At 40.7% G+C, this 12152-nt stretch carries 12 protein-coding genes; 2 read left to right on the top strand and 10 right to left on the bottom strand.

Annotated elements, in window-relative coordinates; genetic code table 11:
- Nucleotides 1-66: 66 nt before the first annotated feature.
- A complete protein-coding gene (purU, locus tag PBAT_RS01625) occupies nucleotides 67-963 on the bottom strand; it encodes a formyltetrahydrofolate deformylase (protein ID WP_068645997.1) in 897 nt (298 codons plus the stop codon).
- Nucleotides 964-1005: 42 nt separating this feature from the next.
- Entirely contained in the window at nucleotides 1006-2133 is a 1128-nt protein-coding gene (locus PBAT_RS01630) for a deoxyribonuclease IV (protein ID WP_068645998.1), read from the bottom strand.
- A 271-nt stretch (nucleotides 2134-2404) separates the two neighbouring features.
- Between PBAT_RS01630 and PBAT_RS01635 the strand changes: the two genes are divergently transcribed.
- Together PBAT_RS01635 and PBAT_RS01640 are read left to right on the top strand one after the other, a co-directional pair.
- On the top strand, nucleotides 2405-2875 hold the full coding sequence (locus PBAT_RS01635; RefSeq protein ID WP_068645999.1) for a DUF2621 domain-containing protein: 471 nt from the start codon (nucleotides 2405-2407) through the stop codon (nucleotides 2873-2875).
- A 150-nt stretch (nucleotides 2876-3025) separates the two neighbouring features.
- Nucleotides 3026-3919: a TIGR01777 family oxidoreductase gene (locus tag PBAT_RS01640; RefSeq protein ID WP_068646000.1), complete on the top strand. Its 894-nt coding sequence runs from the start codon at nucleotides 3026-3028 to the stop codon at nucleotides 3917-3919.
- Here PBAT_RS01640 and PBAT_RS01645 read toward each other — a convergent pair.
- The 8 genes from PBAT_RS01645 to PBAT_RS01680 are packed head-to-tail and all read right to left on the bottom strand — an operon-like array spanning nucleotide 3904 to nucleotide 12151.
- A complete protein-coding gene (locus tag PBAT_RS01645; protein WP_068646001.1) occupies nucleotides 3904-5733 on the bottom strand; it encodes a DUF6382 domain-containing protein in 1830 nt (609 codons plus the stop codon). The two genes, PBAT_RS01640 and PBAT_RS01645, sit on opposite strands and share 16 nt — an antisense overlap.
- 15 nt (nucleotides 5734-5748) lie before the next feature.
- A complete protein-coding gene (locus tag PBAT_RS01650) occupies nucleotides 5749-6264 on the bottom strand; it encodes an A24 family peptidase (RefSeq protein WP_068646002.1) in 516 nt (171 codons plus the stop codon).
- 27 nt (nucleotides 6265-6291) lie between these two features.
- A complete protein-coding gene (locus PBAT_RS01655) occupies nucleotides 6292-7260 on the bottom strand; it encodes a pilus assembly protein (RefSeq protein ID WP_084402749.1) in 969 nt (322 codons plus the stop codon).
- The gene (locus PBAT_RS01660) at nucleotides 7229-9526 is read right to left on the bottom strand and encodes a TadE/TadG family type IV pilus assembly protein (protein ID WP_068646004.1); all 2298 of its coding nucleotides are present in this window, start codon (nucleotides 9524-9526) and stop codon (nucleotides 7229-7231) included. Before PBAT_RS01660 ends, PBAT_RS01655 begins: the two co-directional genes overlap by 32 nt.
- Nucleotides 9527-9586: 60 nt before the next feature.
- The gene (locus PBAT_RS01665) at nucleotides 9587-10264 is read right to left on the bottom strand and encodes a TadE family protein (protein ID WP_068646005.1); all 678 of its coding nucleotides are present in this window, start codon (nucleotides 10262-10264) and stop codon (nucleotides 9587-9589) included.
- Nucleotides 10242-10433 carry a Flp1 family type IVb pilin gene (locus PBAT_RS01670; protein ID WP_068646006.1) on the bottom strand — a complete coding sequence of 64 codons (192 nt, stop codon included), beginning with the start codon at nucleotides 10431-10433 and terminating at the stop codon, nucleotides 10242-10244. The genes PBAT_RS01665 and PBAT_RS01670 overlap by 23 nt, the downstream gene beginning before the upstream one ends.
- A gap of 13 nt (nucleotides 10434-10446) precedes the next feature.
- Complete coding sequence (locus tag PBAT_RS01675) at nucleotides 10447-11319, bottom strand: type II secretion system F family protein (protein ID WP_420848714.1); 873 nt, start codon at nucleotides 11317-11319, stop codon at nucleotides 10447-10449.
- Between the two features lie 13 nt (nucleotides 11320-11332).
- Nucleotides 11333-12151: a type II secretion system F family protein gene (locus PBAT_RS01680; protein ID WP_084402797.1), complete on the bottom strand. Its 819-nt coding sequence runs from the start codon at nucleotides 12149-12151 to the stop codon at nucleotides 11333-11335.
- Nucleotide 12152 lies beyond the last annotated feature (1 nt).

A 12152-nucleotide genomic window follows, 5' to 3' on the forward strand; every position in this document is an offset into this window, starting at 1 on the left:
CGAATGCTATGAAACATGAAGAATCCCGCTTCATTTGAGCGAGATTCTTCATGTTTACTTCCTAGTTTAATTAAAAACAACCGTTTTATTCTCATGTACCAAAATTCGATCTTCAATATGCCATTTCACAGCTCTAGCTAGTACTACGCGTTCAATGGTCCGTCCAATTCTCTTCAATTCTCTCACATCATCACGATGACTTACGCGCTGTACATCCTGCTCAATGATCGGTCCACCATCAAGTTCTTCTGTGACATAATGCGCAGTTGCTCCAATGATTTTGACACCACGGTGATATGCTTGGTTATAAGGTTTACCTCCCACAAATGCCGGAAGGAAAGAGTGGTGGATATTAATAATTCGATTACGATAGTGTTCAATAAACGTAGGTGAGATGATTTGCATATAGCGTGCAAGGATAATGATATCTATATCATCTCCAATCACTTCTAACTGCCGCATTTCCGCTTCTTTCTTTGTATCCGGAGTTACTGGAATGAGGTGGTAGGGTATACCGAAGGATTCAACATATTCCTTCATGTCAGGATGATTACTAACGACCATCGCAATTTCCCCATCAAGATCTCCAGCTTGCCACTGCCAAATTAGCTCAACTAAACAATGATCTTCTTTGGATACAAAGATAGCCATCTTTTTCTTGCGATTTACGTTATGAATTCTCCAATTCATCTTAAACTTAGATGCTACCTCTTTGAACTGCTCTTCCAATCCAGGCAACCTCTGCTCCAGTTCGACCAGATCGAATTCGACACGCATGAAGAACATGCCTCCAGCAGGATCCATAGTGTATTGATCTGATTGAACAATATTAGCTCCATGTTGATGTAAGAAATGAGAAACAGCAGCTACAATTCCTGGTCCATCTGGACAAGAAATAAGCATTCGCGCACGTTCTTTATATGGGTTTTCCGTTAAAGAAACACTCTTTGTGTGTACTTCCATTTTAGTAATATACCTCTCTCTCAACACCTGTGTTTGTTGGCTTTATAAGCTTGTAATGATATCTCTACCCGCTAAACATGCGATGATGCGTTGGTTAATTCCTTCTTCACTTAGATCAGTGAACAGATTGGCCTCTACAACCATATCATATAGTCGTTCTAACGGTTCCCGTGGATCAGCTTTTTTGGCTTTTGCATCATTCTTCAGCAAATTCCAAATATCCAATACAAATCCTCGTGGGTCTATATCTTGTGCTGAGAAATACGAATGAAGTTGTTCTACTTGACTCAGAAATTCAATTCCAAATCGTTCAGCCACATTTCCACGAAGCAAAGCAATCTCTACTTCATACATAGGCCGTTGCGTTTTCACATCTTTTCCAATCCAAGGTGTTTCTAGAATAAACGGTAAGCCTTGTAGCTTCTCATGGTGCACAACACGATTAATCGTATCAAATCCAATGAACCCACTACCGATAGGTGTATGACGATCCTTACCAGCACCACGCGGATTCTTGCTATCATTTAAATGGATAACACCTATACGCGAAATTCCAATAATTCGGTCGAATTCTTCAAGAACGCCATCTAAGTCACCGACAATATCGTATCCTGCATCATGAATATGACAGGTATCTACACATATGGTTAGACGTTCATTATGTTTTACTTTATCAATAATTCGAGCAAGTTCATCGAAACTACGTCCGATTTCAGTCCCTTTACCAGCCATTGTTTCTAAAGCAATGTTAACATCTGTCTCATTTGTACCTTCTAACACATCATTTAACCCATCTGCAATACGCTGGATTCCATAATCAGCATCCATATCTGTATACGCACCAGGATGTAATACAATATTCTTTACACCAATAGCGTGTGTACGACGAATCTCTTCTTGTAAGAAGCTAATAGCAAGCTCATACGTATTGGACTTGTACGACCCTAAATTAACAATGTACGGTGCATGAACAACGATCTCCTCGACACCATTCTTCTGCATCAGTTCATTACCTTCCACAAGATACATGGAATCTATGGGCTTACGGCGCGTGTTCTGTGGTGCACCGGTATATATCATAAACGAATTAGAGCCATAGGTATTTGCTTCCTTAGCTGCACTCAATAAACCCTTGTCCGAAAAAGACACATGGGAACCAATTTTCAACATGTTGCATCCCCCTTTATCATGAATATCCTTTATATTAACTTGAATATCGAAAAAAATCTAGAAATGCGTTATAATCAAAAAGAAACAGGACTTCCTTCCTGATTAAACCAGTTTTTGCTGCTGACATTAACACTACTTAACAATACTTCCAGATAGCTATTTCTGTAATAAATATACAAGTTGTGTATAGAGTCTGACATAATCTTTCTTAGTATTTCCACATGAACAAGAATAAATGAAGTCAAGATAAATATCATTGAGGTGAACATATATGTATCCCACAGTAGTGGCCAATTTGTTATTAAGCACCACGCCTAGTAGATGGTTCATGAACTCCATTGCCTTTTGGACAATCGTTATGATGGGAGCCATGTGTATCGGGGGCTTCTTCATGTTCCGTAAGTTTCTGAAGGTGCTTCCCAAAGCAGATGGGAAATCCAAATTAGATTGGCAGAATTATTGGGTAGAACGAAGTCGTCCGATGTGGAATGACGAATCGAAAGCACTTTTAGATTTGTTAGTCAGTCCCGTTCCCACCGCCTTTCGAGATATAGCTAAACATTCCATCGCAGCTGAGATTGGTAAGATAGCTATTGAGAACAAGGCAACTGAAGTTACAAGAGACCACTGTATTCAAGGATACATTGTCGCTACGCCTAAGCGAGACAATAAGTTCTTAATGAAATTTCTGAAGAAGAATGAGATTGATTACAAACCGTATGAACATTTACTAAATAGATAATATAATACGATTGAATAAGATTGCCTATACATATAAGACCACACCATTGAAATGAATCATTTCGACTGTGTGGTCTTTTTGTACAGAAAGAACGTGTCCCGCATGAGCGGATCGAACATATTAATTAATAAGGAAAAGGAGTTGATGATTATGAAAATTGCTATATGTGGAGGAACAGGTTTTATAGGACAATCTATAATTAAGCATTGGACTACACAAGGACATCACATCGTCGTCATTACTCGAAAGATCCCCTCAAATCCAACTTCTAACGAACAATTAGAGTACCTCACATGGGACCAAATAAGTCATCATCCTGAGTCATTAGAGAACTTGGACGCACTTGTGAATCTTGCAGGAGCATCACTAAGTCAGCGGTGGACGAAACAAGCCAAGAAGCGGATTATGGAATCTCGATTAACAACTGTCTCAACACTCAGTAAGTTAGTCTCACGCTTACAGAATAAGCCAGCTGTTGTCATTCAGGCTTCAGCCGTTGCAATCTACGGAACTTCATTGGAAGAAACATTTGAAGAGAATTCGCAAACTTCCGTAATGGATTTCCCATCAGATGTTGTCCAACAATGGGAAGATGCAGCGGATAGCATTAAAGAAGTTCGATTAGTTAAATTACGAATCAGTGTAGTACTTGGAAATGACGGTGGGGCGTATCCGATGATGCGACTTCCCTTTAGGCTTGGTATAGGTGGAAGAATTGGCAGCGGCCAGCAGTGGATGTCATGGATTCATATTTCTGATATGGTGCGGTTAGTTGAGTTCTGCATCCTTAATCCTAATATCGAAGGGCCTGTCAATGCTTCTACACCACAGCCCGTCACGAACGACCAATTCGGTAGAGCCGTCGCTTCGGTACATCATCGTCCCTATTGGTTGCCCCTTCCGAGCTTTCTCTTAAAAGGAATTGTCGGAGAGTTATCACTTATTCTACTCAAGGGGCAATGTGTCATACCAAGTAAAGCTCTTGAGCATGGATTTATATTCGCTTTCCCAGGAATACAGGAGGCTCTTCAAGATCTTAAGTGATACGTATACTCTCCTTTAATGATTGTAAATGTATCTCCATCTAGGAGGGGATATTCTTTATAGGAAACCATAGGTTCCTTGTTTAGTAAGGTACCATTCTTAGAACCTAAGTCTTTAATGACATATCCCCCACTTCCTTTAGAGAGCTCTACGTGAGCTCTTGAGGTTCCAGGTGTTTCTTCAACGAACTGGGAAACATCCGCAGATCTTCCAATAATGAAGTGAGGAACATTCAGTACAATTGGAGTCAAAGCTTTCTCACCCTGGGCTGAGTCTCCTCGCAGTGACCCTTCCTGATCTCCTTGTCCTATTTCTCTTCGTTCAAGATAGGGATACGATTTATAAGATGTGACATGTACATCTTGGGACGAGTTATTCTCCGGAGTCAATAGAACTGTTGCATTAACTCTGGGAGTAGATAACATTTCCGTTTTGTGTCCCAATTGAGCATAATAATCGCTTTGGTCCTCTTTATCATCATACATTGAGGCTACAGGTGATTCTCTATTCGTTATTCCTCTATCCGCTCGAGTACGTTCTGATGTAATGTTATCTGGAAAAACCCATCGCTTCTCCGAAGGCTCAAGTTCTTTCTCCTTTGATGATCCTCCGAAGAATCCCGTCAATTTCTCTACTTGAAATGACGATCCTCGTTTGCGATGTGATTCTTCCAATTTACCTGAATCAAATAAAGGTATTGATTCTGTCAAAGATTCTACTCGCTTCATAGGTAGACGGAGTGTCCCTTTCCATCCTAACCATGAAATAACTCCAAGGACAGCTGTAACAAGAATACTGACAATTAGCATCACTATACCTGGATAGGACATATAGAGGAATCTCCATGCAACAGCACACGTAACTATGCAACCTAAAGTTACATATGTTGTCGTTGAAGACGACTTATGTTCCTCATCTCCATCCGTCATATCAAACTCATCATTATCTTCCATCCATGCATGTTCATTCTCAGATGAAGTATGCATTGGTGTCTTTCTTAAAGGTTCTCGGTTTCTTGATATGAAGGAGAGATGTTCAGGCAATTCTGCTGAATCCGCAGGTAATCTCACTTTTCGCTCAACTTCTGTTGCTCGTGGGATAGCATTGGGTTTGGAACTAGGCATGGAATTAGATTGAAGCGTCTGAGATTGTCTTATATGATGTTGATGTATATTCGATCGTTGCAAGTTTGATTGAGGTATATTATTGTGAACTTGCTGAGATGGTAAGCTTTGTCCAGCTCCCGCGAGTAAATTCTGAAGCAAATCCTTCAACCCTAACAATGTAAATTCTTCAACACTTACATAATGAAGAAGCGTTTGAATACCATTACCCTGTAATTCAGTCACAGAGGCCATAAGCCTTGTTATCAGATGGTGTAGTGAAGATTGGATGGTTCTCAAATTCTTCATAGATGAAATAGGTATATAGGTCAGATATAGCGTACCCATATGGAGAGGTCCATCGATAAACATATAGTCTTCCTGAAGTATGTATTGATCTGGATCTAACATAAATAAATTACTATCGTAGAGCGTACCTACAACTTGCAATAATAGACCGTAGTATTCATCTAAGCTTAATTTATCACTTTTGAGCAAGTGAGTAAGCATTTTCTTATTAGAAATATCATATTGGATACTCACCCTGAAATCTAGTTCCTTCAAATGAAGAGGTAATAGATGAGGAACTTTCGCCGCTGAGATCATGCTCGTCTGAACTCTGCTTAAATCAGATGAAGGAATGCCCTCAGGACTACTCAAAACCATATAATTCCCACCACTATGAATGAAATCTCGTGTTAATCCAAACAATATATTCACCTCTCTCTAATAGGGTACAGCATATAGATAAGCACAGATCATACCAGGGACAACTGCAATCATAAATGGAAAGCGAATTTGCTCCTTACTTACCATCCTCAGTGCTACAGAATCCTTTAGAACAAATAATCCTACGATTCCACGAATCACCTTTCGAAGACGAACAAGCGTCTCCCTACGCCATAACAATATGAACATTCCAATAAGTCCTGCGAATAGTATCGAATACAATAAAGACTGAATCGTGAATAATGTCCCTGTCCAAGCACCAATGCCACCGAACAGTTTGACATCACCTGCTCCCACAGCTCCCATACAATACATAATTAGAAGTATGCCAAATCCAACTAATAATCCCTTTCCAGTGAACATCACTCCACTCCAGCCAGAGTCTATTAAATGGTACAACATTCCACATATTATCGCCGGAATGGTAAGCACGTTCGGAATCTTCATCGATTTAATATCTGTTATGAAGGCCGTAACCACAAGTATCGCACATCCTGCAAAAGCAAACTCCATGCTTATTTCTCCTATCCTTGTGAATACTCATCTTAGATCAACCACTGTAAACATGACTTCAACTCGTTGCCCGTCTTCAGTTGTAATTACAAATGGCCAAGTCCCTGGTGTCGTATTCGTTCCAACAAACCACTCCCACTCGATATAACCTTCGGAATCGGCCTGTTTCCATCCAAGATACTTGGCGGTACTCGCACCACTTTTATAAAATACAGCAAGTTGTGCTGTTGAATTAGGAGCAACCTTCACCCTCACTTTTGTCTTCTTTCCAACAACAGCAGGATCAGGCTTCTCTAAGACCTCAATAGCTGTTGATGCCTCATCTTCACCCATACCCACATCTGTAGATTCTGATGTATCACCGATCCATAGACGTTCTTGAGCCTTCGCTTGTATCACAATTTTTTTATTAATAAAAGGTACTTTTATCGGCAGTTCATAACTGAGTTCAATACCGAAATACGGATTACTTCTAGTCTTCATATCAGGAAGATAAATATTGGATACATGAATTCGATTCGCATTTAAGAATTCACTCTGAATGAAGGGCTTCAACAAAGGCTTAACTACAGGATCTAGTACAGTTTCGGCCGTTGCGTTTTTTATTGTCTGTAATGGCTCATCCCCCTTGGCAGCAGCATCCATCATCCATTGATTAAATGGAGCTGGAAGAGAACTGCTATACTGGGATGCCCAATCTGTTACAGATAACTTAGGTATGATCCAATTCCCTGTTAATGGCGTGTCTTTATTCTCCTCTGACGGTATTTCTTGCTTCACTACTAATGCAATAGGATGCATATGAGAAGAAACCATCTTTACAGTATCGGACACGGTGCTTTGAAGTGCGGTTGAGATCAATGTCATTTGAATCATATAGATTAAGAACACAATGAAAAAAATAAAAAACGGAAATACTAGTGCCGCCTCAAGAACCATGCTCCCTTGTTCTTTGTTCGTTTTTCTAGTAGGAATAATCGGCTTGTTTGATGGCATAATAACGGTTTCCTTCCACTTCATCTTCGCTATTCGTAGCTGAGCTGAACATTCTCATGATGCCAGGGAGAAACCATAATTTCATACCGATCCGAACTTCACCAGAGGAATACGTCGCCCGCTCAGCGGGGTTAATACCCGTATTGAAACGAATCAGTGAAAGCATACGCGACATTTTTCTATCATTGTTACTATGAATGAATAGAAATACCCTCAAGTAATCACGGTAAGTCATTTCCACCTTTAAGTACGCTGACAATTCAATCGACCCTTTTTGGCACAGTTGAATCATATCTACTATCGCCATTTCAATGCCATATAACAAGGCAGCAGCTAGAATTAATAAAGGGTTGCCTAGTTTGCTACTCTTCACTAAACCTTCCATCGTTCGTATCGCTAGTCGTACTCCAAAAATCTCTGAATAAGCGGCTGATATATTACCTACTGGATTATGAAATCCATATAAAATATACTCTAACTCCTGCTTATGGATACTAAGCTGCTCCACTAAATCGTCCCCTATGGAACTATCAGGGTTACTAACGATATCTCCCAACTGTGTAATATCAAAATGATGAAAATAGAGCGATGCATACTCATTTTGGTAAAATTCGTCCTGTAAGCCCGTTAACATACTGCCCATCGACCCAAATAAACCATCCATGTTATCCATTGCTGAAGTACTGGCGTCATAAGGATCATTATCCAGCTGAGCTCCTTGATAAGAGGAATCACCAACAGATTGTTTATTAAAGATCATGCTCTCATCGTAATATTGTTGGAGCGTACGATACGCCTCCATGTAGCTTCCAGCCTTACCGCTCAATTCATTTATCTTATTTAGGATATTGGTAGCATCCTTCAGCTTACCTTTAGCCTTCTTCTCTATTTCCTTACGCTCCTTATCAGAAGATCGATTCTCCTCTAATTTCCTTAGTTCTGCTTCAAGAATGTTATTTGAACCGGGAATAAAATACTTGCGCAAATAATCGTCTATCTGGACTCTTGTCTCAATAACGGCAGATTTCATCTGACTACTACTGGACGTGGTACCATAGGCTCCACTCAATGTAGAACTAAAAGATGTGATTTGGCCGTCTAAGGCCTGATGGTGATTGATCTGAACGTCAATCTCTTTCTTTAAATCTTGCAATAATGCTTCAGGTAGCAGTAATTTATCCGTTTGCCCTCTAATCTTACGAATGGCTTCTGAGTCCTCATTACTTAATTCTTCGGTGCTTCCCGGACTGTCCTCACGAGTTACCGTATCGTACCCTTCACTTTGGGAGCGGTTCTCTGACTCCTCAATTACTTGTTTCATTTGTTCATTCAACTTATATGCTTCTTCCCATAGATCTATCGCTTCGGGTAACATCTTCAAGTGATCTGCACGTAATGCGTTCTGAATATTAGAAATAGAAGATAAAACGCTAGAAGACCCTTGCTGATAACCACTTATCAAACTGCTGTATGAGTCCATTAAGGCTATCTCAGCATCCTCATTATCATCTTCACTCTTGTCTGTTGAAATCTTCCCCTGCCTCTGGGTAATTAGACGCTCCAACTCATTTGCCTTAAGCACATAGTCATCATATTGAGCGGCTATATCCTTACCAGAATGGATACCTCCCCCCAATGACTCATTGGAAATGTGAGTACTAGCCTGATCCATGATCAGATTAGATATATCGTCTACACTCTGCGCTGACTTTTTCTGTTTCTTAAGCATCTCGTCTAATGCATCTTCGCGTTTGTCATATAACTTCTGAAGCTTCTTTAATACATCCACCGTGTTAGAAGCTTCCTTCATGGATTGAGATATCGGTTTGAATTTATTTACAATTTCTAACGTGAAATCTATGGGTGCTTTATATTTCATTTCTTCACCGACTTGGCGATTGAATATTTCATATTCCCCGAGCATTCGCTCCATTTGTAGAGAGGACGTATCCAATTCAAGAGGTAATATCGAAAAAGAATCTCCTCGATCTCCATGATCCATACTGTCATTTAGCACTCCAGACATGATCTGATCTCCATTACTCTCACCATAAGCGAACAAACCATATTCCTGCTGTAATTCTGGTTCATAGGCAGACATCACAGAACGAACTGCGGAGTGTACCAAGCGCTCACTCTGAACCTTCATTGCAGCAATCCGTGCATAGTCGATGAATAAAGCTACGAAAGTAAACACAATGGCTAGGATCAGGATAAGAAAAATTGACACTGAGCCCCTCTGGTCCGTATGCCATTTACTGAACATGTTCTCTCCCCTTCCCATATACTAGCAATCGACATATGCTCTACACTTTTCCATCAGGAATTATTTACTTTTTGAACCATACTTCTTCAACACTTCACCTGCATTGCCCTTATTAGTCGAACTCCCCCCTGATCCTTTGAATTTAGCAGCATAGTATCTCATCAAATCAACCGTTCGTATAAATTCAACAGGCTCAACAACGAGAGATTGTGCATTCGCATCTATCTTAGTACCTCCCGAAAGGATCTGGTCTAAAAGAGGTAAATTAATCAGTTGATCTAATTCAGTACTCACTTTACGTAGTAGAAGATTATTCTGATATGTTATCTCACCCTGCATATTCCCTGTCACAAGCATGCTTACTTTGGACAATTTCGTAGTAGGTAGTGATCCTAAGTTCTCGCCTCCAGGTAGAGATATCGATTGTTTATTCTCAGCCCCCGCCCAACCAAACATAGCACCTACCATCTGATCATCCTTAATCCTCCAATACAATGAATCATACTGTCCTTTAGGAAAGGCTCCCTTAAATACTTCTTTATGACTGTTATCCCAGCTATAAGCCGACCGCTCCGCCGCGGCAGAAGCTACTTGTTGCAATATAGACTGTTGGTAAATGTACATACAGAAGAACATGAGGATAATCGTCACCATCAGCACGATGGGCATAACGAGAGAGGCTTCAACCGTGAAGCTTCCCTCGTTACTTTTAAGCCTAACCTTCAATGAATTCGTCACTTTTCTTACCGACCTTATTTAATAAATTAGAAACAATTGCTTTGAGTTGATCCCTAAAGATCACAGCAATCACAACAATCGCCGCTATAATCAAGATCATCTCTAACATGCCTAACCCTTCTTCTTCCTCCCAGAAACCCATTACTTTCCCCCATACGTGCGTTAACATTTCAACATTCCTCCTACATATTCATCATCATCATTGCGGGTGTACCAACTAGCACGACTACTACCATAAAAATAACAACCATCGGAAATACCAGCTTGGAAGATGCCTGCTCGCCACGAGTACGTGTGATCATTTTGCGACTCTCCCATAATGTTCGTGATAAATCACGTAGTGATAATACAAAATCGTTGCCTCCACGTCTGAAATTCAACAGAACCGTAGTTGTAAAGATGGATACTTCTTGTAATGCACATCGCTTACTAAAGCTTTCAAGAGCCTGTTGGAAAGAGTACCCGCTATCCCAATCCTGAATCATACGATTCAGCTCTCTATACAAGGGATGATCGTACTGTTCTTTCTTCCGTTCAACACAATGCGTTATCGCCTTTTGTACTGTTTCACCTGCGCCTACGAGCAACACGATTTTGTTTAGCAATTCGGGAAGCTCCATCAATATATCTTGGTCACGAGCTTGAACCTTGCTATACAGATCCCTCACCATCGCTACAGGTAAAAGGACTGCCAAAGCACCACCTAATATGAATCCCGTCTTCTCGCCCAACCCTATTGAAAGAACACATCCAGAGCATAATAGCAGCCAGCTGTAACACATCATTTCTCCTAAATAGAGCAAGGTCATCTCGCCACTGTATCGCATGCCGTGAATTTTCTGAATCGAACGCTGAACTTTATAGAAGAAAAACGGAAACCTTGTCGTTATCTTAGACTTGTCCAAAACAACTAACATGGGCACGACCACCTTACTAAGGCGTAAACCTTCCATAGGTAATTTGCTAAGTCTTCGATACTTCTCATCGCTGTGCCAGTTCAGTGCCAACCAACATCCCACTAGCAGAAGTAGCAACACGATGTATAGGATAATCATTGCCATCCCTCTTCTACAATTTGATGTTCATAATCTTGCTAATCCAGATAGCACAAGCACCTAACACACCCAGCGATAGCGAGGAAATAATGAACCCCATCCCGCTATACATCGGTAGCATGTAATCAGGCGATGATAAGTTCATGAACAATATCATCAAGACCGGTGCTGCAAGAATAGCCTTAGATTCAAACCTTTTCTGAGCAATCATAACCGAGATTTCCTGTTGAATATCTAGCTTCTCACCAATGATAGTAGAGGTACGCCGTACGACTTCTACTAGATCGCCACCTGTTCTTTTGCATGTCGTAAATACATCGGCAAAATTCGTGATATCTTCCATTACGGCTCGTCGACTGAAATCCTGCAACGCTTCTTCAATGGGCTCACCATACTCTAATCGGGCACAAATAATGTTCAATTCCATAATAAGATCATTCTCTGCCTCTGGGTCTAACATGCGTAAATCCGAAACGGCCTCTCTAAATCCATTCTCTACTGAACGACCTGCAGAAAGTGAGGATGATAATGAGAAGAGAGCCTGTTTGAAATGAAGATTCATCGCAGCACGACGACGATTCAACATATGCCTTCTCCAGTATCCAGGAACAAACCAAGAGCCACAGGCTATCAGGAGCGAAGCAATCCATTGGTGATAGAATAAATATCCTATGCTATACAAAAGGAACCCTCCGATAACGATGCACATAACTCTCTCAGCTCTACTCAGCTCATAGATGCTATAGTCAGGAAGAGCGGGGCGCGATGGATCTATCGTACTAATTCTGGCTGTCTTCTCTTTCGACTTTGTATTAGACTTCACTTTAGTCATT

The organism is Paenibacillus antarcticus, from assembly GCF_001637225.1.
GTDB classification, from domain to species: Bacteria; Bacillota; Bacilli; order Paenibacillales; family Paenibacillaceae; genus Paenibacillus_AQ; species Paenibacillus_AQ antarcticus.

Bases quoted from the DNA above. Each gene is read 5' to 3' on its own strand.
- PBAT_RS01640 (WP_068646000.1), top strand. From the start codon at position 3,026: ATGAAAATTGCTATATGTGGAGGAACAGGTTTTATAGGACAATCTATA.
- PBAT_RS01660 (WP_068646004.1), bottom strand. From the start codon at position 9,526: ATGTTCAGTAAATGGCATACGGACCAGAGGGGCTCAGTGTCAATTTTT.
- PBAT_RS01670 (WP_068646006.1), bottom strand. From the start codon at position 10,433: ATGTTAACGCACGTATGGGGGAAAGTAATGGGTTTCTGGGAGGAAGAA.
- PBAT_RS01655 (WP_084402749.1), bottom strand. From the start codon at position 7,260: ATGCCATCAAACAAGCCGATTATTCCTACTAGAAAAACGAACAAAGAA.
- PBAT_RS01675 (WP_420848714.1), bottom strand. From the start codon at position 11,319: ATGATTATCCTATACATCGTGTTGCTACTTCTGCTAGTGGGATGTTGG.
- PBAT_RS01635 (WP_068645999.1), top strand. From the start codon at position 2,405: ATGTATCCCACAGTAGTGGCCAATTTGTTATTAAGCACCACGCCTAGT.
- PBAT_RS01650 (WP_068646002.1), bottom strand. From the start codon at position 6,264: ATGGAGTTTGCTTTTGCAGGATGTGCGATACTTGTGGTTACGGCCTTC.
- PBAT_RS01680 (WP_084402797.1), bottom strand. From the start codon at position 12,151: ATGACTAAAGTGAAGTCTAATACAAAGTCGAAAGAGAAGACAGCCAGA.
- PBAT_RS01630 (WP_068645998.1), bottom strand. From the start codon at position 2,133: ATGTTGAAAATTGGTTCCCATGTGTCTTTTTCGGACAAGGGTTTATTG.
- purU (WP_068645997.1), bottom strand. From the start codon at position 963: ATGGAAGTACACACAAAGAGTGTTTCTTTAACGGAAAACCCATATAAA.